The following is a 23,453-nucleotide window of genomic DNA, read 5'->3' as shown; positions in this document are numbered from 1 at the left end:
CGGTCCGGTCTACCGATCGTGGATGCCATGACACCGGCTGTACTCGTGCTGACCGGCCCCGTCACCAGGGATGAGGTGCCGGGGCTGTGCGAGGAAGTGCGGGCGCTGCTCGCGGCCACCGGTGCCGGGGTGGTGGTGTGCGATGTGGCGGGGCTGGGCCCGCCGGGCCTGGACGCGGTGGAACTGCTGGCCCGCCTCCAGCTCACGGCCCGCAGGTCCGGTGGCGGAATCCGCCTCCGGGACCCGACCCCGGCCCTACTTGCCCTCCTGAACCTGGTCGGCCTCACCCTCGAACTGGAGGGGCAGCCCGAAGAGCGGGAACCAGCGCTTTGTGTCGAGGAAGCAGTGGAACCCGGTGATCCGGCCGTCTGAGATCTCCAGCACCTGGACCGCCCAGGGGGAGAAGCCGCCCGTCTCCTCGTCCGGCTTGTACTGGGCGAAGCCCGGCAGGCCGTTGACGGAGACCGGCACGAGGTGCGAGCCCGCGCAGGCGGCGCCGAGGGTCGTCATGAAGCCCGTGATGTCCGCCGGCCCGGTCAGCCACAGGTCGAACGGCGGCATCGTCATGACGGCGTCCTCGTGCAGCAGCGTGGTGAGGGCCGTCATGTCGTACCCCTCGAACGCGGCGACGTAGCGCTCGAGCAGCTTCTGCTGTTCCTCGTCGAGCGGGTCGGAGACGGCGGCGTCGGCGCCGCTGTGATCGCGCTCCGCGAGGGTGGCCCGGGCCCGCTGGAGGGCACTGTTGACGGACGCGACGGAGGTGTCGAGCAGCTCGGCGACCTCGCTGGCCTTCCAGGCCAGCACTTCCCGGAGGATCAGCACCGCCCGTTGTTTCGCGGGGAGTTGCTGTAGGGCGGCCATGAAGGCCAGCCGGACGGACTCCTTGGCCACGGCTGCCTCCGCCGGGTCCTCGACGGTGGGCAGTACGCGGGCGTCCGGCATCGGCTCCAGCCAGGTGTTGTCCGGGCGGGGGGAGAGGGCGGCGCGGGCGAGGGGGGTGGAGTCGGTGAGGTCCATGGGGCGGGCGCGCTTGTTGCCGGCGGTGAGCATGTCCAAACAAACGTTCGTAGCGATGCGATACAGCCAGGAACGCAGACTGGACCGCCCCTCGAACTTCTCGTAGCTCCGCCAGGCACGGACCATCGTGTCCTGCACGGCGTCCTCGGCCTCGAAGGAGGAGCCGAGCATGCGGTAGCAGTAGCCGGTCAGCTCGACGCGATGTCGTTCGAGCTGAAGATCGAGATCCGTCGTAGCGGTAGCAGTGCCGTCACTCATCGCCAACCCACCCCATGGCTGCCTTTGTCGCCCCATCGCGACCCAACACGACGAAGCTAGCGCAGCCCACTGACAACGGCGCGTGGTGTGAGGGAAGGTGCAGGTGAGAGGGTTTTCGCCCCCGCCGCCCCTACCCATTCCCCTCCCCTGGGGGCTGCGCCCCCAGACCCCCCTTTGTCCTCAAACGCCGGACGGGCTGACTGACTCAGCCCGTCCGGCGTTTGAGGACAAGGCCCGTTCAGGGCCGGAGCGGGGGTCTGGGGGCGTAGCCCCCAGGGATGGGACGGGTAGGGGCGGCGGGGGCGAGAAAATGGTTGGTCACGCCGCTGTCGGCACCCGCACGCTCCGCGCCGCCCGAGACCCCAGCACCGTGATCCCCACAACCCCGAGCACCGCCAGCAACCCGACCCCCACGGTTCCCGACCAGCCCCCCGCGTGGAACGCCACCGCTCCCAGCGTGCTGCCCGCGCTGGAGCCGATGTAGTACGCCGACTGATACAGCGCCGACGCCTGTGCCCGCCCCTCCTTCGCCGTATGGCTCACCGCCGACGACGCCACCGCGTGCCCCGCGAAGAACCCCGCTGTGATCAGCACCAGGCCCAGCAGAACCAGCGCCAAGGCGTCCGACAACGACAACAGCAGGCCCGATGTCGTCGTGCCGCCCGCCAGGTACAGCGCACCCCGCCGCCCCAGCCGCGCCACCAGCTTCCCCGCCGTGGACGCCGACACCGTACCCACCAGGTACACCAGGAAGACCGAGCCCACGATGCCCTGCGGGAGGCTGAACGGGGCCTCCGTCAGGCGGTAGCCGATCACCGTGTACACCCCGCCGAACACCGTCATGAACAGCGCGCCGATCGCGTACAGCCGTCGCAGCAACGGGTTCGACAGGTGCGTACGGACCGTGCGCAGCAGGACCTTCGGACGCAGCGAGCCCGTCCGGAAGTGCCGCGGCGCCGGCAGCAGCAGCCGGAAGGCCACCGCACAGCCAAGGGCCACCACACCGATCACGGCCACCGCCGCCCGCCAGCCCCACTCCTGCGCGACCCAGCCCGTGATGACCCGACCGCTCATCCCGCCCACGCTGTTCCCGGCCACGAACAGACCGATCGCCGTGATCAGCGCCTTCGGGCGGACCTCCTCGGCCAGATATGCCGTCGCCGACGCCGGCAGCCCCGCCAGTGCGGCGCCCTGCACCGCCCGCAGCGCGATCAGCGTGCCCAGCGACGGGGCGAAGGGGACCAGCAGCCCGACCGTCACCGCGACAACCAGCGACGCCGTCATCAACGTACGCCGACCGAACCGTTCCGACAGCGCGCTCATCGGGAGGACGAACAGGGCCAGCGCACCGGTCGCCGCCGACACCGTCCAGCTCGCGTCGCTCGCCGCCACCCCGAACTCGCCGGAGATCAGCGGCAGCAGTGCCTGCGTGGAGTAGAGGAGGGCGAAGGTCGCGACGCCCGCGAGGAAGAGCGCGAAGCTCATCCGACGGTAGCCGGGTCCACCCGGGGCCATACGGGAGTCGACGACGGGGACGGAACGAGTGGAGGCGGCCACTGTCGTGGACGCCTCGGTACTGGCAGCAGGCATGCCTCGAAGTTACGTACGCCCCCGTTCATCCGTCCAATGCACGGAAACCCCATAATCGTTCCCATGGTGCATCAGCAGAGGTCAGCAGCTCGCCTGTCACCGTCCAGTGACACAGAAGACATCGTCACCCTCCTCGCCCCACGCCTCTCCTACTTCGCCGGAGTCGCCCGCACGGAGCACGTCACGCGCGCCGCCCAGGAGATGCAGGTCCCGCAGTCGACGCTCTCCCGGGCGATGGTCCGCCTGGAGCAGGATCTGGGCGTCGACCTGTTCGCCCGCCGGGGGCGGACCGTCTCCCTCACCCCCGCCGGGCGTACGTTCCTCACCTCCGTCGAGCGGGCCCTCGCCGAGGTCGAGCGCGCCGCCGACGAGGTACGCGCCGACGCCGACCCCGCCACCGGCAAGGTCGCCTTCGGCTTCCTGCACACCATGGGCGCCGAGACCGTCCCCGGCCTGCTGCACGCCTTCCGCGCCGACCATCCCCGCGTCCGCTTCACCCTCGTACAGAACTACGGCGAAGCGATGATCGAACGCCTCCGCTCCGGCGAACTCGACCTCTGCCTCACCTCCCCCGTCCCCGACGCCCCCGACCTGGTCGCCCGCCGCCTCGACGAACAGAAACTCCGCCTGGTCGTCCCCGCCGACCACCGCCTCGCCACCCGCAGACGAGTCCGCCTGGCGGAGGCAGCCGACGAAACCTTCGTCACCCTCGAACCCGGCTACGGCCTCCGCCGCATCACCGACGACCTGTGCAAGGAGGCGGGCTTCCGCCCGCGCATCGCCTTCGAGGGTGAGGAGGCCGAGACGTTGAGGGGTTTGGTCGCGGCTGGGCTGGGGGTGGCTCTCCTACCTCCACCGGCCGTCCCCCGCCCGGGAGTTGCAGAACTTACGGTCACATCCCCACGAGCGGCGAGGGAAATCGGAGTGGCTTGGCTCGACGGCCACCCCGACACCCCACCGGTGGCCGCCTTCAAGAAGTTCCTCTTGGCAAGAAAGGGCAACCTACTGCCCTGAGAAGGGGCAACTTGCCATCTGCGTAAGGGTGACGGGCCTGCTTTTAGGGGCGCGGGGAACTGCGCGACAAGCCCCCACCCACCCGCACCCCGACCACAACCCCGACCACCCCGAACCTACCGACGCAAAGACCGCCCGAACCCCGCAGCCAACGGCATCCTCAACCCCAACGGCGGCGGAGCCACCAGCGCATCCTCCACCGGCCGGGAGAACGACCGTCCGAACAGCGCCCCCATCACGAAGTCCTCCGCCAACGCATGCACTTCCTGCCGGTACTGATGCAACCCGTGCCCATCCGCATGGACTTCGAACCGACAGATGTCCCGGTTCGCCTTCTTCGCCCGCGCCGCGAACCGGAACGACAGTTCAGGATCGGTCCGTTCGTCGTTCGTGCCGTGCACGATCAGCACGCGCCGCCCGCTCAGCTGCCGTACCGGCTCCGGCGGCGCCGCCATGTCCTCCTCGGGCAGCCAAGGCGCCAGCGCCAGTACGGAGTTGACGGCCTCGTGGTCCGCCGTGCGCAGCGCCGCCCGGCCGCCCATGTCGACGCCGGCGAGGCACACGGAGACGTCGCCGTACCGCCGGACGATCTCGTCGGTGGCCCAGCGCGCGTCGTGCGCGAGTTGCGCCTCGCTGCCGTTCCAGCCGCGGTAGCGGTAGTGGACGACGTGCACGGCCAGTCCGTCCGTACGGCCCGCGCGGGCGAGCCGGCGGCCCAACGCCCTTACGGAGGCGGTCGCCAGCAGCGGTGACGGCCTGCGCGTCGATACCTCGTCACCGCCGGGAAGCAGCAGAACCGCACCGCTCACCGATGTCGGCTCCGATCCCAGTGCCCTCCCCAGCCGGGCCTGTCGCACCGGCGTCACTTGGTGTGCCATGACAGAACAGTGTCAGAAGCCACGGTGTACGAGACCGGTCGGCACGGTCACCGTTACGTATCGGCGGAAACGTACAGGCGAAGAAACGGAGAACAGGACAGGTGATCTACGCGCGTAGGAGTTAGAGTGCGGAAATGACGAGCGAGAGTGATCGGACGACGAGTCAGACCAGTCAGCAGACGACCCAGAGCGCCGGCGCCGGCGCGAACCCCGGCCCCGGGCCCAGCCCCACCCCCGACCAGATCCGCCGCGCCCCCAAGGTCCTCCTCCACGACCACCTCGACGGCGGCCTGCGCCCCGGCACCATCGTCGACCTGGCTCGGGAGACGGGTTACTCCCAACTCCCCGAGACCGACCCGGACAAGCTCGGCGCCTGGTTCCGTGACGCCGCCGACTCCGGTTCCCTGGAGCGGTACCTGGAGACCTTCGCCCACACCTGCGCCGTCATGCAGACCCGCGACGCCCTCGTTCGGGTCGCCGCCGAGTGCGCCGAGGATCTCGCCGAGGACGGTGTCGTCTACGCCGAGGTGCGGTACGCGCCCGAGCAGCACCTCGAAGCCGGGCTCACCCTCGAAGAGGTCGTCGAGGCCGTCAACGAGGGCTTCCGGGAGGGAGAACGGCGGGCTCGCGAGAACGGCCACCGGATTCGGGTCGGAGCGCTGCTCACCGCCATGCGGCACGCCGCCCGCTCCCTGGAGATCGCCGAACTCGCCAACCGCTACCGCGACTTGGGCGTCGTCGGCTTCGACATCGCCGGTGCCGAGGCCGGCTTCCCGCCCACCCGGCACCTCGACGCCTTCGAGTACCTCAAGCGCGAGAACAACCACTTCACCATCCACGCCGGTGAGGCCTTCGGGCTCCCCTCCATCTGGCAGGCCCTCCAGTGGTGCGGCGCCGACCGGCTCGGCCACGGTGTGCGCATCATCGACGACATCCAGGTCCAGGACGACGGCACGGTGAAACTCGGCCGCCTGGCCTCCTATGTGCGTGACAAGCGCATTCCCCTGGAGCTGTGCCCTTCCTCCAACCTCCAGACCGGCGCCGCCGCCTCCTATGCCGAGCACCCCATCGGGCTGCTGCGGCGGCTGCATTTTCGCGCGACCGTCAATACCGATAATCGTCTTATGTCGGGTACTGGAATGAGTCGCGAATTCGAGCACCTTGTCGAGGCGTTCGGTTATACGCTCGACGACCTGCAATGGTTCTCGGTCAATGCTATGAAGTCAGCATTCATTCCTTTCGATGAACGACTGGCGATGATCAATGACGTCGTCAAGCCCGGATACGCCGAGCTGAAATCCGAATGGCTGTTCCAGCAGACCGCCTCCACCAGCGGTTCTGTCGGGGAATAGAGCTGATCGGGGGCGGGCGGAAAGCGGTCGGTCCGTGCGACTCGGCCGCTTTTCGTTGTTTGCGGCGGACGGCCCGGCATGTTTACGGTCTTGGACCGCTCACATCCCCGTCATCGCATTCAAGGACGCATTCACTATGAAGCAGTCTGCTGCCAAGACCCTCGGTGTCGCCGCTCTCGGTGCCGCCTTCGCCGCGGCGGGTGCGGGTGCCGCCAACGCCGCCCCGGCCCTCCCCGCCCTCCCGGACTCCGCCGCGCTGGGCACCGTGACCCAGACGCTGCCCGTGGAGAGCGCGTCGCAGGCGCTGCCGGGTGCCGCCGAGGCCGTCGCGCAGGGGCAGACCGCGCTCGGCGCGGGCGTCGAGGCCGCGCAGCCGGTTGTCGCGAAGCTGGTGTCCGAGGGCCCGACCGCGCCGGTCGCCGGCCTGCTCGGCGGCCTCCCGCTTCAGGGCCTGCCCACGCACGGCCTCCCGGTGAACGGCATTCCGCTGGGCTGACCCACCCTGTGAACGCGCCGATGGGGCGCACCTCCGTGGCCCGGGGGTGCGCCCCATCGGCGTGTGTGCGGGGCGACTACCAGGCGGCGCTGGCCTTGTCCTCGTACTTCTCGGAGGGGAGCAGGATCCACAGGGCTATGTAGAGCAGGAACTGCGGGCCGGGCAGCAGACACGAGAGCACGAAGATCACGCGCATCGTCGTCGCGGACATCCCGAAGCGCCGTGCCAGCGCGGCACACACTCCGCCGATCATGCGGCCGTTGGTGGGGCGGGCAAGGCGGGCCATGACGTCTCCTATGCGAGGTCGAGTCCGAGGTCGAGTCCGAGGTCTCGAGTTCGGTGAGTGGCTGGGGCTGCCCGGCTTGTCCGGGCGGCTCATCTGTACTCGACGTTACGGACGCACAGGGGACGAAGCGTCGCTCTACGGGGCGATCCCGACCCTGGGAATCGTCGGGGTACGACCCTGAGTCGCTTCCTCCGTACGGATGGTCGCCCGGCGCCTGCGGTCGCTCCTGCGGCGCAGCCAGGACCGTACGGCGGGCACCACGGCGACATGGGCGAGGCCCACGCCCACCGTGTTCAGGAGCAGCGAGTCGACGTCCACGACCTGACCGGGTACGCCGGTCTGGAGCAGCTCGATGCCGAGCGACAGCATGGCGCCCGCCATGACCGTACGGAACAGGGACGCGAGCGGGGAGACGTCGAGGCGGCCGCCCGCCATCGGGAGCAGCACACCCAGTGGGGCCAGCAGTGCGAGCCCCTCCGCGATGCGCCGGGCCGCCTCCTGCCAGCCGAGGGCCAGGTCGGCCCGTATGCCCGCGAAGGGGCGAAGGTTGGCGGGCAGCTGCCACGGGACGTCGAGGGGGCGCAGCGTGAGCCAGGCGACGAGCGCGAGATGGGCGACGAGGAGGACACCTCCCGCCGCGCGGATGCGGATCGCGGCGCTTTTGCCGCCCGAGCGTTGACGCTGCACGTCCCCCAAGACGCGGGGGTCGGCACGATCGGTTCCGGGGTGTGCTCGTGCAGGGGGGTGAGTTGTGTGCCACACGGGGATCGGCGCGTTCGTTGGCTGCGGGTCGGTGGGGGCTGGTCGCGCAGTTCCCCGCGCCCCTTGGGTCAGCTGCCGTTGACGTCCGACGACGGCGGAACCTGGGCTCCCGGGCGTGAGCGGACCTCCGGCGTGCACGCGTATCGACGCAGTGGAGTGGTGTTCGGGCCGCCCAGGACCACGGAGCCGTCTCCCTCGGCTGCTGCCGAGTCGGAGAAGGTGCAGACGATCTGGGCGAGGGCGTAGGAGGCCAGGTCGTCCGGGGACGTGCTCAGGCGGAGGGTGTCCTCGGGGTCCTGTGGGCCGGGGCCGGTCACGCTCATGCCGTCGCGTACGTCCGTCGTGTAGCCCGCCTCGGTCTCGTCGGCGGACGGGGTCTCCGCCAGCTCGTCCAGGAGGCCCTGGGCCACCAGGACGCGCCGCTCGGCCTCCCCCGTACCGTCCGGGACGCGTACCGAGCGGTCGACGGTGACCAGCTGGGAGGCGCACAGGAGGAACACCTGGACGGGGACGCCCCTGGCCGACTGCGCGGCGGCGTCCGACGCGGAGGGTGCGGCGACGTCGGAGAGGGAGCACGGGACGCGGGAGGGCGCCGGGCCGAAGTCCGTCGGGACCTCGGTGGCGCGGATCCCGCAGCCGGTGAGCAGCGCGGCGAGCAACGGCACGGCCAGCCCCCGGCGCACGCCCCGCGCGGACGGCAGGCCTCGCGTGGACCGCAGGCCTAGCGCGTCCCGCAGGTCGTGCCGGCCCAGCGCGAACCGCCGGCCCAGCGTGTCCCGCAGGCCGTGCACGCCCCGCGCGAACCGCAGGCCCAGCACGCTCCGCGCGTCCAGCGCGCCTTCCAGGCCCCGCGCACCCGGCGTGAACCGCACGTCCAGCGCCTCCTGTACGCCCTGCGTCTCCTCTACGCCCTGCGCGCCTTCCAGGCCCCGCGCACCCGGCGCGAACCGCACGTCCAGCGCCTCCTCCAGGCTCCGCGCACCCGGCGTGAACCGCACGCCCTGCGCCTCCTGCACGCCCTCCAGGCCCCGCGCGCCCTGCCCACCCCGTACGCTCCGTACGTTCGTCACGCGCCCTCCCCGTTGCCGTTCGCGCCGTTCGGGTCGGGTGGGGGCTCCGTCAGGGTTGACGGGTCCCTCGGTAGGCGCAGGGTGAACACCGCGCCGCCCTTCGGGGAGTTGGCGGCCGTGATCTCGCCGCCGTGGATGTGGGCGTTCTCCAGGGCGATGGACAGGCCGAGGCCGCTGCCCTCGGAGCGGGGGCGGGAGGCGCTCGCCTTGTAGAAGCGGTCGAAGACGTGCGGGAGGACGTCCTCGGGGATGCCGGGACCGTGGTCCTGCACCTCGATCAGCAGGTCGGCGTCGTCGTCGGACACGCGCACCGACACCCGTACCGGCGAGCCGCCGTGCTTGAGGGCGTTGCCGATGAGGTTGGCCAGGATGACGTCCAGGCGGCGCGGGTCGAGGCGGGACATGATGCCGCGCTCGGCGTCCAGGTCGACCGCGTCCAGCCAGGCGCGCGCGTCGATGCAGGCGGTGATCTGGTCGGCGATGTCGACGTGGTCCAGGACCAGCCGGGCGGTGCCCGCGTCGAAGCGGGTGACCTCCATCAGGTTCTCCACCAGGGAGTTGAGCCGCCGCGTCTCGCTGACCACCAGCTTCACCGCCGGTTCGATCATCGGGTCGATGCTGCCGGTCTCCGCTTCCAGTTCCTCTTCGAGGATCTCCGTCACGGCGGTGATCGCGGTGAGCGGCGTACGCAGCTCGTGGGACATGTCCGCCACGAACCGCCGCGAGGCCTCGTCCCGGGCGCTCATGTCGGCCACCCGCGTCTCCAGCGCCTCCGCCGTGTGGTTGAACGTCCGGGCCAGGTCGGCCAGTTCGTCCGTGCCCGACACTCGGAGACGTGTGTCCAGTTTGCCCTCGCCGAGTCGGCGGGCCGCGATGCCGAGGCGGTGCACCGGCTTCAGTACGGTCGTCGCGGCGGCCTGCGCGAGCAGGGCCGAGCCGATCAGCGCGAGGCCGGTGGCGATGCCCAGCGACCAGGCGAGCGAGTTGAGGTCCTTCTCCTCGGGCTCCAGCGACTTCAGCATGTACCCGGCCGGACCCCCGCCGATCACCTTCGTGCCCGCGACCAGGTACGGCTTGTCGCCGTCGATGATCCGCTGCCAGTACAGGTGGTACGGGTACTTGTTGCTCGACGTGATCGACTGCTCCTTGCCGACCGCCGTACGCAGCGACTTGGGCACGTCCGTCAGTGAAAAGGTGTCCAGCGCCCCGGAGTTGCCGACGACCGTGCGCCCGCTGCCGTCCTCGGCGACCAGCAGCACACTGAACCGCTGGCTGCTGGCGGCCATCTGGCCCGCCGTGTGCTGGAGTTCGTCCTGCGTGGGGTGGGCCGGCAGCGCGCCCGCGCGGTTCTGCATCTCCTGCTGGAAGTCGCGCAGCACCGCGTCCTGCGTACGTGTGAGCACCGCCTCGCGGTTCAGCCAGTACGCGATCCCGGACGCCGACACGGCGGCCATCAGCGCCACCAGGCCGAACACCACGACCAGCCGCAGCCGCAGGCTGGTGAAGCGCAGCCCGGAAAGTATCGCCTTGCGTGCCGCGGCCCAGCCACGGAGCTTGTCCTGCGGTTTCGTCACTGAGGCGAGTCCAGCCGGTAGCCGACGCCACGGACGGTACGGATCAGGGTCGGCGACGACGGCACGTCCTCGACCTTCGCGCGCAGCCGCTGCACACACGCGTCCACCAGCCGCGAGTCGCCCAGGTAGTCGTGCTCCCAGACCAGCCGCAGCAACTGCTGCCGGGACAGCGCCTGACCGGGCCGCCGGCTCAGCTCCAGGAGCAGCCGCAGCTCGGTGGGCGTCAGCTGAAGATCCTCGCCGTTCTTCGTCACCGTCATCGCCGAGCGGTCGATGACGAGCGAACCGAAGGACGCCGAGTCGTTGGACTCGCGCTCCCCGCGCCGGAGCACCGCACGGATACGGGCGTCGAGCACCCGCCCCTGCACGGGTTTGACGACGTAGTCGTCGGCGCCGGACTCCAGCCCGACCACCACGTCGATGTCGTCGCTGCGCGCGGTGAGCAGGATGATCGGCAGCTGGTCCGTGCGCCGGATGCGCCGGCACACCTCGAATCCGTCGATTCCGGGCAGCATCACATCCAGGACGATCAGATCAGGCCGCTGCTCACGCAGCAGTTTCAGACCGTCCTCACCGGTGGCAGCGGTGGCTACCCGGTGGCCCTGGCGCGTCAAAGACAGCTCCAGTGCCGTACGGATGGCGTCGTCGTCCTCGATCAGCAACAGGGAAGGCACGGATGCATTCTGGCCCATGGCCGGGCCGGGCTGCGACTGCCAGGCGATTGTCGGGTCATTGTCCTGTGAATGTCTGGCGGTTGTGCGGTCATTTCGGGGCGCCCTCGGGTACGTACCGCCCCTCGCTGTGGGTCGGCTGTGGGTGCGCTGAGCCGTTCCTGCGGAAGGGGCCCTGTTGCACGCCTGTGACAGTCGGCGGACACCGTCATGAAGTGGCTTGGGCAAGCTTCTCGGCACAGGCAAGGAAGCACCACGAACCGAGCCGGAGTCCGGGTAAGTCCACGACGGGGGGCGCGAGATGAACACGCTGCACAGCACGAGCGCGAACGCAGTGATCACGCGTCTGCACGACGTCACCCGGGTCACTGAGAAGTCCGGTGCCGTGAACGGGCGGGGGTGCGTTCGCGGCACCGGGCGTCAGCACACGACGTACATGTCGGTGGTTGACGCACACACGGGGGGAAGCGGCAGCGGTACCACGGGGGGTACGGGGGCCGCGTACAGGGAGGAATCCACGGGGGAGCGCCGTTCGCTGTCGGAGGCGGAGTTCACCGCCTACGTCCAGGAGCGCCGCGCCTCCCTGTACGCAACCGCCTACCACCTCACCGGTGACCGCTTCGAGGCCGAGGACCTGCTCCAGAGCGCGCTGTTCTCGACGTACCGCGCCTGGGACCGGATCAGTGACAAGGCCGCGGTCGGGGGCTACCTCCGCCGCACCATGACGAACCTGCACATCAGCGCGTGGCGCCGCCGCAAGCTGAACGAGTACCCGACCGAGGAACTGCCGGAGACGCCCGGTGACACGGACGCGATGCGCGGCACCGAACTGCGCGCGGTCCTGTGGCAGGCGCTGGCCCGGCTGCCCGAACTCCAGCGGACGATGCTGGTCCTCCGTTACTACGAGGGCCGCACCGACCCGGAGATCGCGGAGATCCTCGACATCAGTGTCGGCACGGTGAAGTCCAGCATCTGGCGGTCGCTCCGCCGGATGCGCGAGGACGAGGTCCTCAGCTTCGGCCGTGACGAGGAGGAGTCCTTCGGGGAGCTTGTCGCCTGAAGGTCCGGGGGGCACCGCTCGGGGGAGCGGTGAAGACGGGGGAGCGGTAGACGGGGGAAGCACGGGGGAGCACCACCAGGGGGGAACCACCGGGGTCGGGGGGCCGCGGGGGAGCACCAAAAAAAGGAGCGGGGCTGGAGGGCCGGGGGGTCCATCCAGTCCCGCTTCGGTGTGTGTCCGCGCGTCTCCGGTTGTCTATGTGGTGCGTACGTAGGTCCTGGTGCCCGCCGCCGCGTCCGCGAGCCTGCCCATCGCCTCGTCCCGGTCGCACGCGTGTGCGCCCAGGGCCGTCTGGCGGGCCACGATGGAACGCTCCGCGCGCATCAGCCGCCAGCCGCGGCGCAGCAGGAACGGCACCGACTTGCGGCCCTCGCGCAGATCCCGCAGGAAGCGCCGGCGGAACGTCTTGACCGGGCCCCGGCTCAGGCACAGCGCGTCCGCGAGGACGCCCTCCTCCTGGCAGCGCTCCACGATCTCGGCGGCGAAGATGCCCTCCGCGATGAACAGCGGGGTCCGGCCGATGTCGACGCGCTCCTCGCCGGTACGGGCGCTCAGCGAGATGTCGTACACCGGAACGTTCGTACGGCCCGTGCGGCACAGCTCGGTGATCGCGGTGACCGCCGTGTCCGCGTCCCACGACTCGGGGTGGTCCCAGTCGATGTCGGTGCTTCCGAGGACCTGCGGCAGCGTCGGGTCGGTGCCCTCTTTGTAGAAGTCGTCGAGCCGCAGGACCGGGAGGCCGGAGCGGGCGGCGACGAGGGACTTGCCGGAGCCGGAAGGGCCGCAGAGCAGCACGACTCGCGTGGGTATGGGCGGGTGGGAGGTCACGAGACACCAGTGTGAGGCATCGGGCACCCCGCTGCCGACCCCGCGGGTCGGCTTTGAAAGGTGCGTCACACGTCAACTACCCTTCGTGTCGACCTGATTACCCGGCGTACCAGAAGGTGGAAACCAGTCATGGCACGACACGCGTCCTCCCAGAACCAGACCGCCCAGACCGCCCAGCGTGCCCTGATCGCCCTCGCGACCGCGGGCGTTGCCCTGGGGGCGGGTGCGGCTACGGCCGGCGCGGCCGAGGGGGGTCCTGCGGTGGACGTCATGCGGGCCGACCCCAGCACCTCGCTAGGGCAGATCGACCCGCAGGCGGGGCTGGCTGCGCTGACCGGCTCGGTCGGGTATGTCACGGGGCCGGTTCAGGGGCTCAAGCCGAATCCGTTGGCGGGTACGGGGGTTGACCCGCTGGACAACGGGGTTGCCACGCAGCTGTCCGACTTCCAGCCGATTGCTTCGCAGATGCTGACCGCGCCTGTGGCGCAGGCGCAGTCGATCGGGCGTATTCCGGTGGTGGGGGAGGCCTTGGGGGTCTTGGGCGGTTGAGTTGAGGTGCGGGGAAGGGGCGGGGAGCTGCTGACCGTTGCCGGGTGCGCGTGCGTCGTGGCTGGTCGCGCAGTTCCCCGCGCCCCTACCAGGCGGCCTGCGGCCGGCCTAGTAGGAGGAGCCCGATGCGCCTAGCGCGCCTGTGGGGTGCCAGACCGTCTTCGTCTCCAGGAAGGCGGTCATGCGTTCCGTGCCCGGTGTGGCGAACCATTCCGCGTTGTCCACAGGCTGTGGACGGAGGACGCGCTTGAGGTTGTCGGCTGCCGCGATCTCCAGTTCCTTGGCGAGTGCCTCGTCCGCGCCCGCCAGGTCGATCGCGTTGACGTCCTGGTGGGCGGCGAGGGACGGGGTGATCTCCGACGTACGGCCGGAGAGGATGTTGACGACTCCGCCGGGTACGTCCGAGGTGGCCAGGACCTCGCCGAGGGAGAGGGCGGGGAGCGGGGACTTCTCGCTGGCGATCACGATCGCCGTGTTGCCGGTGGCGATCACGGGGGCCAGGACCGACACCAGACCCAGGAACGAGGACTCCTGGGGGGCGAGGACGACGACCACGCCGGTCGGTTCGGGGGAGGAGAGGTTGAAGTAGGGGCCTGCGACCGGGTTTCCGCCTCCTACCACCTGGGCGATCTTGTCGGTCCAGCCCGCGTACCAGACCCAGCGGTCGATCGCCGCGTCGACCTGGGCGGTCGCCTTCGGCTTCGACAGGCCCTCCGCGTCGGCCACCTCCCGGACGAACTGCTCCTTGCGGCCCTCCAGCATCTCGGCGACGCGGTAGAGGATCTGGCCGCGGTTGTACGCCGTGGCCCCGGACCAGCCGCCGAACGCCTTGCGCGCGGCGACGACCGCGTCACGGGCGTCCTTGCGGGAGGAGAGGGGGGCGTTCGCCAGCCACTTGCCCTTTGCGTCGCTCACCTCGTACACCCGGCCGCTCTCGGAACGCGGGAACTTCCCGCCCACGTACAGCTTGTAGGTCTTGAAGACGGACAGACGCGGGTCCGGCCGTGTGTCCTGTCGCGGGTCCACTCGGGGGTCAGACATCGAGGTACGCCTCCAGGCCGTGGCGACCGCCCTCGCGGCCGAAGCCCGACTCCTTGTAGCCGCCGAACGGCGAGGTGGGGTCGAACTTGTTGAACGTGTTGGACCAGACGACACCCGCGCGGAGCTTGTTCGCGACGGCGAGGATCCGGGAACCCTTCTCCGTCCAGATGCCCGCCGACAGGCCGTACTGGGTGTTGTTGGCCTTGGCGACGGCCTCGTCCGGGGTGCGGAAGGTGAGGACCGAGAGCACCGGGCCGAAGATCTCGTCGCGGGCGATGGTGTGCGCCTGGGTGACGTTCGTGAAGAGCGTCGGGGCGAACCAGTAGCCGGAGGAGGGGAGTTCGCAGGCCGGGGACCAGCGCTCGGCGCCCTCCGCCTCGCCCGCCGCGACGAGCGAGGTGATCCGGGCCAGCTGCTCGGCGGAGTTGATCGCGCCGACGTCCGTGTTCTTGTCCAGCGGGTCGCCGAGGCGGAGCGTGGACAGGCGGCGCTTGAGCGAGTCGAGCAACTCTTCCTGGATCGACTCCTGTACGAGGAGTCGGGAGCCCGCGCAGCAGACCTGGCCCTGGTTGAAGAAGATCCCCGTGACGATCCCTTCCACCGCCTGGTCGATGGGGGCGTCGTCGAAGACGATGTTCGCGCCCTTGCCGCCCAGTTCGAGGGTGACCTTCTTGCGGGTGCCGGCGACGGTGCGCGCGATCTCCTTGCCGACGGCCGTGGAGCCGGTGAAGGCGACCTTGTTGACGTCCGGGTGCGCGATGAGCGCGGCGCCCGTGTCGCCGTACCCGGGAAGGATGTTGACGACGCCCTTGGGGAGGCCCGCCTGGCGGCAGATGTCCGCGAAGAACAGGGCGGAGAGGGGGGTCGTCTCGGCGGGCTTCAGCACCACCGTGTTGCCGGTGGCGAGGGCCGGGGCGATCTTCCAGGCCAGCATCAGGAGGGGGAAGTTCCAGGGGATGACCTGGCCTGCGACACCGAGGGGCTTGGGGTTCGTGCCGAAGCCCGCGTGGCCGAGTTTGTCGGCCCAGCCCGCGTAGTAGAAGAAGTGCGCGGCGACCAGGGGGAGGTCGGCGTCGCGGGTCTCCTTGATGGGCTTGCCGTTGTCGAGGGTTTCGAGGACGGCCAGCTCGCGGGAGCGCTCCTGGATGATGCGGGCGATGCGGAAGAGGTACTTGGCGCGCTCGGCGCCCGGCAGTGCCGACCACTTCTCGAAGGCCTTGCGGGCGGCCTTCACGGCACGCTCGACGTCCGCCTCGCCCGCCTGGGCGACCTCGGAGAGGACCTCTTCGGTGGACGGGGAGACCGTCTTGAAGACCCTGCCGTCGGCGGCCTCGGTGAACTCGCCGTCGATGAACAGGCCGTAGGAGGGGGCGATGTCGACGACGGAACGGGACTCGGGCGCGGGCGCGTACTCGAATGCGGATGACCGCTTTTCGGTCTTCTCGATCTTTTCGATGGTCATGGTGATCAGTCCACCGTCACGTAGTCGGGGCCGGAGTAGCGGCCCGTGGTCAGCTTCTGGCGCTGCATCAGCAGGTCGTTCAGGAGCGAGGACGCGCCGAAACGGAACCAGTGGTTGTCGAGCCAGTCCTCGCCGACGGTCTCGTTGACCAGGACCAGGAACTTCACCGCGTCCTTCGTCGTACGGATCCCGCCGGCCGGCTTCACGCCCACCTGGACGCCGGTCTGCGCGCGGAAGTCGCGGACGGCCTCCAGCATGAGGAGGGTGTTCGCGGGCGTCGCGTTGACGGCGACCTTGCCGGTGGACGTCTTGATGAAGTCCGCCCCGGCGATCATGCCGAGCCAGCTCGCGCGCCGGATGTTGTCGTACGTCGACAGCTCGCCGGTCTCGAAGATGACCTTGAGCCGGGCGGACGCCCCGCAGGCCTCCTTCACGGCGACGATCTCCTCGTACACCTTCAGGTAGTTGCCCGCGAGGAACGCGCCCCGGTCGATGACCATGTCGATCTCGTCTGCGCCGGCGGCGACGGCGTCGCGCACGTCGGCCAGCTTGACGGGGAGGGCGGCGCGGCCGGCCGGGAAGGCGGTGGCGACGGAGGCGACCTTGACGGTCGAACCGGCGACGGCCTCCTTCGCGACGGCCACCATGTCGGGGTAGACGCAGACCGCGGCCGTGGCGGGGGCCGTGCGGTCGGTCGGGTCGGGGCGGACCGCCTTGGCGCCGAGCGACCGGACCTTGCCGGGGGTGTCCGCGCCCTCCAGCGTCGTCAGGTCGACCATCGAGATGGCGAGGTCGATGGCGTACGCCTTCGCGGTGGTCTTGATGGAACGCGTGCCGAGGGAGGCGGCGCGCGCCTCCAGGCCGACCGTGTCGACGCCGGGCAGGCCGTGGAGGTAGCGGCGCAGCGTGCTGTCGGACGCGGTCACGTCCTTGAGCGGGAGTGCGGTTGATGCAGTGGTGGGCATGGTCACAAGCCGAGCATATCTACGCGCGTAGCGGCTGTACAGGGGGTAGTTTTCGCCCCCGCCGCCCTTACCCGTTCCCATCCCTGGGGGCTGCGCCCCCAGACCCCCCTATCGGCCTGAACGGCCTCGTCCTCAAACGCCGGACGGGCTGGAGGGTGGCCCTCCGTCCTCAGGCGCCGGGCGGGCTGGGGGGTGGCCCTCCGTTCTCAGGCGCCGGGCGGGCTGGGGGGTGGCCCTCCGTTCTCAAGCGCCGGACGGGCTGGTATGGCGGCCCGTCCGGCGTTTTCGGAGACCCCTACGGCGCCACGGCTCGGCCGGTTGTCGGGGAGATCTTTCCGGCGCACAGGCCCCGACCGGCCAAGCCCTGTGCGATGCGAGGAATCGCGGCCAGCGTGTTCGCCGACCAGTCGTGCATGAGGATCACCTGTCCACTGGTGAGTCGCGCAGCGGCCTGCACGATCGCGTCGGCGCTCGCTCCGTTCCAGTCCTGTGAGTCCACGTCCCAGATGATCTGGGTCAGGCCGTACTTCGCCGCGACCGCCTTCACTGTCGCGTTGGTCTCCCCGTACGGCGGCCGGAACAGCACCGGAGTACCGCCGCCGGCCCCCGCGACTGCCTGCTGGGTCCGGGCGATCTCGGAGTCGATCTGTGCCTGCCCGAGCTGGGTCAGATGCGGATGGGTGTAGCTGTGGTTGCCCACCCACATCCCGGCGTTCACCTGGGCCCGCACCAGAGCCGGGTTCGCCGCGGCGTACTGGCCCTGGTTGAACATGGTGGCCCGCAGCCCGTTCCCCGTGAGGGCACCGAGCAGGGCCGTCGTGTTGCCGGACGGACCGTCGTCGAACGTGAGCCCGACGTACCCGTTGCAGGCTGCGGCCTGCGCGGGGGTGGCGGTGTGGCCGGTGAGAGCGGTGGCGGCGGCCAGGGCGGCGGCGGCCAGTAACGAAAGACGCGTCATCGCTAGCCCACCGTGATGTTGGAGTTGCCGCTGCTCTGGTAACCCTCGGTCGCGAGGATCATGTAGTAACTGAAGCCGCCCAGAGGCATTCCGGCGCGGGCCCAGGCGTCGAAGTGGTTGCCGGTGGTGATGGTGCCGCCGGTCCGTTTCGACTGCCGGACGCTCCAGTACTGGTTGAAGGTGCGGGTGCCTTCCACGGACGGGGCGTTGTACCGGGTGGTCTGGTAGATGTCGTACGTCCCGCCGTCACTGGTGACGGTCCCCTTGTACGTCCCCGTGGGCCGGTAGGTGCCCCAGTTGTCGACGACGTAGTACTCGACCAGCGGGTTGGACGTCCAGCCGTACAGCGTCAGATAGGCGTTCCCGGACGGGTTGAAGCTGCCCGAGTAGGTGACCGTCCGGCGCGAGCCGTTGCTCCAGCCCTTGCCGGCCACGAAGTTCCCGGTGTTGCTCCACGCGGTGCTGTAGTTGCCGCCGGAGTTCAGAGTCATGGAGACGGTGCCTGGTGCGTCGGTCCAGAACGAGTAGTAGTAGCCGTTGTTGGTGCCGGTCTGGTTGGTGGTGATGACCGTGGCGGCCTGAGCGGTGCCGGGCAGGGCCAGGGCGGCGACGGCGACCAGCAGCATGGTGCAGACGCCGCTGAGGAGCAGCCTCAGCCGCGATGCGGGTGCGGATGCGGGTGTGCGTGTGGATGCCATGTCCATGCCGCGACAGTGTTGGCCGGGTCGTGCGAGGTGTCAATAGTTTCGGTTTCTGTTACGAAACATTCGAAGGCGTTGATGGCGGTAGTAGCAGGCTGGAGATGCCTTTGATCGACCCGTGCGTACCCGACTGGGGAAGGCGAAGAGCATCGAATGTTTCGGAGATGCCCACGATCTGATCGCCGGTCATGCCGTTCCTGGGGGCGCAGTCCCCGAGGATGGGAACGGGTAGGGGCGGCGGGGGCGAAACAAGGCTTCTCGGCCCTGCCCGGGACCGCCGGCCAGGCTCCCCCGCCGCGTCGGGCAGAATCGGGGGCATGACCACCCCGGACCATCCGTCGCCCGCGCAGGGGCCCGCCAAGCCCGAGTCTCCCGACCGGGTCTACCGGTCACCCTCCTCGATCGTGGCCGGCGTGCTGCTGCTCGGGCTCGCGGGCTGGCTCGGCGGCGACGCCGTGATCGTCGGGCACGGGCGGACCCCGTGGCTCGCGCTCGCCGCGCTGCTCTGCGCCGTACCGCTCGTGATCGCCTTCACTCTGCGCCCCGGCGTGTTCGCCAACGACCACCGGCTGCGGGTGCGCAACCCCTTCCGGGTCGTCGTGGTGCCCTGGGGGCAGGTCGCCGGGTTCCGGTCCAGCTTCTCGAACGAGGTCGTCGTCGAGTCCGGCGCCAAGTTCCAGCTCTGGGCCGTACCGGTCTCGCTGCGCGCCCGCAAGCGTGCCAACCGCGCCAAGATGCGCGAGGCACGAGAAGCGGGCGGGGGCCGGCCCGGACTGTCCATCGTGCCGCCGGGACCCACCCGCGCCCAGACCGACCAGATCATGGACGACCTGTCGCAGCTGTGGGAGGCCAGGGAGAAGGCCGCCACCTCCCAGGGCGAGGTGACCGTGAAGTGGGCGTACGAGATCATGGCGCCCGTCGCCGCGGGCGCCGTACTGCTGGCGATCCTGCTCGCGGTCGGCTGAGCCGCGTGACCTTCCCCGACGAGCCGCTGCGGCTGCCCCTCACCGCCATACCCGACGGCTGCCAGGACTGGACCACCGTCCGCGCGGCCCGCTGGTCGGCCGCCCTGCCCCCGCGCTGGACCTTCCTGCGGGTGCGCCGCTCGGTCGCGGCCGGTCTCGCCACCCTCGTGCTGTGTGTGGGCGCCCTGGTGGCGATGGCCGGCGGTCTGTGGCCGTTCGTCGCGGCCGGGTTCGCCGTGTACGTGCTGTGGGTGCTCGCCCGGCCCGAGCTGGTGTGGGCCGGCGCGCCCCTGCTGCTGCTCGCCCTCGCCGTCGAGGCCTCCTCGAAGTCCTGGGCGCTGACCGCCTTCGGTGTGCTGGTCGTGCTGAGTTCCTGGGCCGTCGTGGCCGTACGGCTGCGGGCCCGCAGCGAGCAGCTGGAGCGGGCCGTGGCTGCCTCCGGGGGCGTCGCCGTGCCCGTGCCGGGCGCCGGGGCTCCCGTCCGGCGTGGGCGGGTGCTGTTCGCCCTTGGGTTCGTCGTGCTCGCGCTCGGCGCGCTGACCGGGGGCACCGCCGGTCTCTGGGGCTCGACCGAGGACCAGCAGGGCGCCTGGGTCGTCACCGTCTTCCTGGCCGGCCTCGGGGTGACCGCGCTGGCCTCGGCCTGGCTCGGCCGGCAGCGGGCGGGCGCCCTGCGCGGCGCCCCGGTCCCGGTGCTCCGCGTGCTCGTACGGGACGACGCGCAGGGCGGTACGGAGGTGTACGCCGCCGACGATCCCGCCGCCGAGCGCCCCCTGTTCACCGTCGACCTCGCCTCCTTCGACGAGGACGACGACGAAGAAGAGGAGGACGGGGAAGAGGACGGCGACGGTGACGACTCCCTTCAGCGTGTGCTTCTCGGGCTCGACGACGACACCTTCGGGCCCGTCCGGGAAGCCGTCCTCTACGGTGCTCCCTTCGACGGCGCCGAGGTTCTCGTCGTCAGCGCCGACGAGGATCCCGAGCAGCCGCCGCTGACGGAGTGGTCGGAGGGGCCCGTACGGCCGCTGTCGCCGGACGCGGGTCGCAGACGTGCCGCCCGGCAGCGTGAACAGGCCGCCGATAGTCTCCAACTGGAGCTTCAGGGGCGGGAGTTGGCCGAGCAGCAGGCGGCTGTCAGCAAGGTGCGGCACTGGCGGGCGGGGTGGCTGGACTGGGTGGCCACCGCGTTTCTCGTGCAGTGGGGGCTGTGGCTGAGCTGGGCCTGGTTCGGCGAATCCGGGCTCTCGTCGTGGAAGCTGGCGCTCATCCCGCTGCTCGGGCTGTACGGGGCCGTGCGCATCCCCCAGAAGCTTGCCTGGCGTATCACCGCCGACCGGTCCGGCCTCTGGGTCGCCGGGCTGCGCGGGCCGCGCCATGTGCCGTGGGACGACCTCCGGTTCGTACGGCGGCGGTCCCTGGAGCTGAAGATCGACTGGCGGGGCGGCGACTGGGCGGTCTCCGCACCCCGCTGGGGCCGGCTCCAGCGGCGCTGGGGGCTGACCCATCCGTACGACGCGCTGGCCGCCGAACTCACCGCCATGCGCCTCGACCCCGACCTGCGGCCGATCGGGGAGAGCGGCGCGGCCGAGCGGGGGCGGGCCGTCTGGCCGGTGGCCGCGGTGCTCGCGGGCGCGTGGGTCGTGGCGCTGGTGGCGTGGAGCTGACGGTACGAGTGTGGCGGCGCCGTTCTTCGTGCCCGGTCCGAGCGGTGCCGCCGCCCGGACCCGTCTCAGGCCCCTGACGCCGGACAACGGCCCGCGACGACGGCGGACGCCCGCGGACGTCCGTCGGCATGCGGCCCACAGCGACGGCCCAACTCGCCATGAACCAGGGCGCGCTCGTGCGGAAGCCGGAGGGCGGTCACCAGCAGAACGCCCGTGAAGGCACCGGACCGCTGGCACCGGCACCGGGAACATCTCGGGCGTCGAATCGTGCATGAACATGAGCGGTTCGCGCCTCTGCGCAGACCCACCCGGCCGAGCGCCGTGAGGCGGGTGTGCGCACATCGCTCGATGGGGTGCCCGCGATCGGCGGCACCCCGTCGGGATCGAGTACGGGTACGGCTACGGCTACGGCTCAGATGCCCGCCGCCGCGGACAGGTCCCGCTTGATCGTCTCCAGCAGGTCGGTCGCCTTCGCCCGGGCCGCCGGGAGGTCCGTGTGCGTGGGCACCGGGAGGACGACCTCCAGGTAGCACTTCAGCTTCGGCTCCGTACCGCTGGGGCGGACGATGACCCGGGCGCCGTCGAGCGTGTAGCGCAGGCCGTCCGTGGGCGGGAGCGTCTCCGTGCCCTTGGTGAGGTCCTCGGCCTTGGTGATCGCCAGGCCCGCGAGCCGGGTCGGGGGCCGCTCGCGCAGCCGGCGCATGGCGTCGGCGATGACGGACAGGTCCTCGACGCGCACCGACAACTGGTCCGTGGCGTGCAGCCCGTGCTCGACGGCGATGTCGTCGAGCAGATCGAGGAGCGTACGGCCCTCCTCCTTCAGCTCGGAGGCGAGTTCCGTGATGAGGAGGGCGGCCGTGATCCCGTCCTTGTCCCGTACGCCGTCCGGGTCCACGCAGTAGCCGAGGGCCTCCTCGTAGCCGTAGCGCAGGCCCTCGACGCGGGCGATCCACTTGAAGCCGGTGAGGGTCTCCTCGTAGGGGAGGTGCGCCTTCTCGGCGATACGGCCGAGGAGGGAGGACGAGACGATCGACTCGGCGAAGGTTCCCCGCGCGCCGCGCCGGACCAGGTGGGTGGCGAGCAGCGCACCGACCTCGTCGCCGCGCAGCATGCGCCAGCCGTCGCCGGGCACGGGTACGGCCGCCGCGCAGCGGTCCGCGTCAGGGTCGTTCGCGATGATGAGGTCGGGGTTCGTGGCCCGGGCCTCGGCGAAGGCGAGGTCCATCGCGCCGGGCTCTTCCGGGTTGGGGAAGGCGACGGTCGGGAAGTCCGGGTCGGGGTCGGCCTGTTCGGCGACCAGGGTGGGGGCCGGGAAGCCCGCGCGGGCGAAGGCGGCGAGGAGGGTGTCCCGGCCGACGCCGTGCATCGGTGTGTAGACCGTGCGGGCGGTACGGGGGGAGCCGGGGGCGAGGACGGCGTCCGTACGGGCCAGGTAGGCGTTCAGGACGGTGTCGTCGAGGGTTTCCCAGCCGGTGGTGGGGCGGGGGACGTCGGCGAGGGTGGCGACGGCGGCGATCTCGGCGGCGATCTCGGCGTCCGCCGGGGGGACGATCTGGGAGCCGTCTCCCAGGTACACCTTGTAGCCGTTGTCGCGGGGCGGGTTGTGGCTGGCGGTGACCTCCACGCCCGCGACGGCGCCGAGATGCCTTATGGCGAACGCCAGTACGGGGGTGGGGAGGGGGCGGGGGAGGACGGCCGCCCTGAGTCCCGCGCCGGTCATCACGGCGGCGGTGTCCTGGGCGAAGTCGGCGGACTTGTGGCGGGCGTCGTAGCCGATGACGACGAGGCCGTCGGTCCGGCCCTTGGACTTGAGGTAGGCGGCGAGGCCGGCTGCGGCGCGGATGACGACGGAGCGGTTCATGCGCATGGGGCCTGCGCCGAGTTCGCCGCGTAGGCCTGCTGTGCCGAACTGGAGGGTGCCGGAGAAGCGGGTGGTGAGTTCGGGGAGGTCCTGGGCGTCGATGAGCTTGGCGAGTTCGTCGCGGGTTTCCGCGTCGGGGTCCTCGGCCAGCCACGCCTTGGCCCGTGCGATCAGCTCGTCGTCGTGCACGTCGGTGCCTCTCGGTGTGGTGGTGCGGTTGCGTGGGTCGGTTGCGGTCCCATTGTTCTCGCCCCCGCCGCCCCTACCCGTTCCCATCCCTGGGGGCTCCGCCCCCAGACCCCCCTTTGTCCTCAAACGCCGGACGGGCTGAGAAACCCAGCCCGTCCGGCGTTTGAGGACAAGGCCGTTCAGGCCGACAGCGGGGGACTGGGGGCGGAGCCCCCAGGGATGGGACGGGTAGGGGCGGCGGG

23 protein-coding genes are annotated in these 23,453 nt (G+C 70.8%); 8 read left to right on the top strand and 15 right to left on the bottom strand.

The window, feature by feature from the left end; translation table 11 throughout:
• Window positions 1–27: 27 nt before the first annotated feature.
• Window positions 28–372, top strand: coding sequence for an STAS domain-containing protein (locus tag OG787_RS16685; protein ID WP_405535625.1), 345 nt, complete (start codon window positions 28–30; stop codon window positions 370–372).
• Here the strand turns inward: OG787_RS16685 and OG787_RS16680 are convergent.
• Both OG787_RS16680 and OG787_RS16675 read right to left on the bottom strand, forming a co-directional pair.
• The gene (locus tag OG787_RS16680; RefSeq protein WP_405535624.1) at window positions 256–1,275 is read right to left on the bottom strand and encodes a sigma-70 family RNA polymerase sigma factor; all 1,020 of its coding nucleotides are present in this window, start codon (window positions 1,273–1,275) and stop codon (window positions 256–258) included. The two genes, OG787_RS16685 and OG787_RS16680, sit on opposite strands and share 117 nt — an antisense overlap.
• A gap of 318 nt (window positions 1,276–1,593) precedes the next feature.
• Window positions 1,594–2,865 carry an MFS transporter gene (locus OG787_RS16675; protein ID WP_405535623.1) on the bottom strand — a complete coding sequence of 424 codons (1,272 nt, stop codon included), beginning with the start codon at window positions 2,863–2,865 and terminating at the stop codon, window positions 1,594–1,596.
• A gap of 63 nt (window positions 2,866–2,928) precedes the next feature.
• Here OG787_RS16675 and OG787_RS16670 point away from each other — a divergent pair, with 63 nt between their 5' ends.
• Complete coding sequence (locus OG787_RS16670; protein ID WP_369037527.1) at window positions 2,929–3,879, top strand: LysR family transcriptional regulator; 951 nt, start codon at window positions 2,929–2,931, stop codon at window positions 3,877–3,879.
• 116 nt (window positions 3,880–3,995) lie between these two features.
• On the opposite strand, the gene OG787_RS16665 is transcribed toward OG787_RS16670, so the two are convergent.
• A complete protein-coding gene (locus OG787_RS16665; protein WP_369037528.1) occupies window positions 3,996–4,757 on the bottom strand; it encodes a prolyl oligopeptidase family serine peptidase in 762 nt (253 codons plus the stop codon).
• A gap of 134 nt (window positions 4,758–4,891) precedes the next feature.
• Here OG787_RS16665 and OG787_RS16660 point away from each other — a divergent pair, with 134 nt between their 5' ends.
• Both OG787_RS16660 and OG787_RS16655 read left to right on the top strand, forming a co-directional pair.
• Window positions 4,892–6,109 (top strand): adenosine deaminase, encoded by a 1,218-nt coding sequence (locus OG787_RS16660; protein ID WP_405535622.1) that lies wholly within the window; start codon window positions 4,892–4,894, stop codon window positions 6,107–6,109.
• Between the two features lie 136 nt (window positions 6,110–6,245).
• Complete coding sequence (locus OG787_RS16655) at window positions 6,246–6,605, top strand: ATP-binding protein (protein ID WP_369037530.1); 360 nt, start codon at window positions 6,246–6,248, stop codon at window positions 6,603–6,605.
• Window positions 6,606–6,681: 76 nt separating this feature from the next.
• Here the strand turns inward: OG787_RS16655 and OG787_RS16650 are convergent, their stop codons facing one another.
• From OG787_RS16650 to afsQ1, 5 genes are all read right to left on the bottom strand, one after another.
• On the bottom strand, window positions 6,682–6,891 hold the full coding sequence (locus tag OG787_RS16650; protein WP_405535621.1) for a PspC domain-containing protein: 210 nt from the start codon (window positions 6,889–6,891) through the stop codon (window positions 6,682–6,684).
• 135 nt (window positions 6,892–7,026) lie between these two features.
• On the bottom strand, window positions 7,027–7,578 hold the full coding sequence (locus tag OG787_RS16645) for a VanZ family protein (RefSeq protein ID WP_369037543.1): 552 nt from the start codon (window positions 7,576–7,578) through the stop codon (window positions 7,027–7,029).
• Between the two features lie 143 nt (window positions 7,579–7,721).
• Entirely contained in the window at window positions 7,722–8,390 is a 669-nt protein-coding gene (locus OG787_RS16640; protein WP_405540505.1) for a hypothetical protein, read from the bottom strand.
• Between the two features lie 329 nt (window positions 8,391–8,719).
• Window positions 8,720–10,297, bottom strand: coding sequence for an ATP-binding protein (locus OG787_RS16635; protein WP_405535620.1), 1,578 nt, complete (start codon window positions 10,295–10,297; stop codon window positions 8,720–8,722).
• On the bottom strand, window positions 10,294–10,971 hold the full coding sequence (afsQ1, locus tag OG787_RS16630; RefSeq protein ID WP_198655456.1) for a two-component system response regulator AfsQ1: 678 nt from the start codon (window positions 10,969–10,971) through the stop codon (window positions 10,294–10,296). Before afsQ1 ends, OG787_RS16635 begins: the two co-directional genes overlap by 4 nt.
• A gap of 298 nt (window positions 10,972–11,269) precedes the next feature.
• Between afsQ1 and OG787_RS16625 the strand changes: the two genes are divergently transcribed.
• Window positions 11,270–12,028: a SigE family RNA polymerase sigma factor gene (locus tag OG787_RS16625; RefSeq protein WP_369037533.1), complete on the top strand. Its 759-nt coding sequence runs from the start codon at window positions 11,270–11,272 to the stop codon at window positions 12,026–12,028.
• Window positions 12,029–12,223: 195 nt separating this feature from the next.
• Here the strand turns inward: OG787_RS16625 and OG787_RS16620 are convergent, their stop codons facing one another.
• Window positions 12,224–12,925: a uridine kinase gene (locus tag OG787_RS16620; RefSeq protein WP_405535619.1), complete on the bottom strand. Its 702-nt coding sequence runs from the start codon at window positions 12,923–12,925 to the stop codon at window positions 12,224–12,226.
• 60 nt (window positions 12,926–12,985) lie between these two features.
• On the opposite strand from OG787_RS16620, the gene OG787_RS16615 reads away from it, so the two are divergent.
• Window positions 12,986–13,405, top strand: a complete 420-nt coding sequence (locus OG787_RS16615; protein ID WP_369037535.1) for a hypothetical protein — start codon at window positions 12,986–12,988, stop codon at window positions 13,403–13,405.
• Between the two features lie 108 nt (window positions 13,406–13,513).
• Here OG787_RS16615 and OG787_RS16610 read toward each other — a convergent pair whose 3' ends face one another.
• The 5 genes from OG787_RS16610 to OG787_RS16590 all read right to left on the bottom strand — a co-directional run bounded on the left by OG787_RS16610 (window position 13,514) and on the right by OG787_RS16590 (window position 18,535).
• Window positions 13,514–14,446: an aldehyde dehydrogenase family protein gene (locus tag OG787_RS16610; RefSeq protein WP_369037536.1), complete on the bottom strand. Its 933-nt coding sequence runs from the start codon at window positions 14,444–14,446 to the stop codon at window positions 13,514–13,516.
• A complete protein-coding gene (locus OG787_RS16605; RefSeq protein ID WP_405535618.1) occupies window positions 14,439–15,908 on the bottom strand; it encodes an aldehyde dehydrogenase family protein in 1,470 nt (489 codons plus the stop codon). The genes OG787_RS16610 and OG787_RS16605 overlap by 8 nt, the downstream gene beginning before the upstream one ends.
• Window positions 15,909–15,913: 5 nt before the next feature.
• Complete coding sequence (deoC, locus tag OG787_RS16600) at window positions 15,914–16,873, bottom strand: deoxyribose-phosphate aldolase (protein ID WP_369037538.1); 960 nt, start codon at window positions 16,871–16,873, stop codon at window positions 15,914–15,916.
• A gap of 295 nt (window positions 16,874–17,168) precedes the next feature.
• On the bottom strand, window positions 17,169–17,831 hold the full coding sequence (locus tag OG787_RS16595) for a polysaccharide deacetylase family protein (protein WP_369037539.1): 663 nt from the start codon (window positions 17,829–17,831) through the stop codon (window positions 17,169–17,171).
• 2 nt (window positions 17,832–17,833) lie between these two features.
• On the bottom strand, window positions 17,834–18,535 hold the full coding sequence (locus OG787_RS16590; RefSeq protein ID WP_405535617.1) for a glycoside hydrolase family 11 protein: 702 nt from the start codon (window positions 18,533–18,535) through the stop codon (window positions 17,834–17,836).
• A gap of 314 nt (window positions 18,536–18,849) precedes the next feature.
• Here OG787_RS16590 and OG787_RS16585 point away from each other — a divergent pair, with 314 nt between their 5' ends.
• Window positions 18,850–19,497, top strand: a complete 648-nt coding sequence (locus tag OG787_RS16585; RefSeq protein ID WP_405535616.1) for a PH domain-containing protein — start codon at window positions 18,850–18,852, stop codon at window positions 19,495–19,497.
• Between the two features lie 5 nt (window positions 19,498–19,502).
• Window positions 19,503–21,161 (top strand): hypothetical protein, encoded by a 1,659-nt coding sequence (locus OG787_RS16580; protein WP_405535615.1) that lies wholly within the window; start codon window positions 19,503–19,505, stop codon window positions 21,159–21,161.
• A 412-nt stretch (window positions 21,162–21,573) separates the two neighbouring features.
• Here OG787_RS16580 and OG787_RS16575 read toward each other — a convergent pair whose 3' ends face one another.
• Entirely contained in the window at window positions 21,574–23,211 is a 1,638-nt protein-coding gene (locus OG787_RS16575) for a phospho-sugar mutase (RefSeq protein ID WP_405540503.1), read from the bottom strand.
• Window positions 23,212–23,453 lie beyond the last annotated feature (242 nt).

Source organism: Streptomyces sp. NBC_00075, from assembly GCF_045041225.1.
Lineage (GTDB): Bacteria > Actinomycetota > Actinomycetes > Streptomycetales > Streptomycetaceae > Streptomyces > Streptomyces adonidis.
Note: the sequence above shows the minus strand (reverse complement) of the source record. Positions and strands in the feature narration are given on the sequence as shown.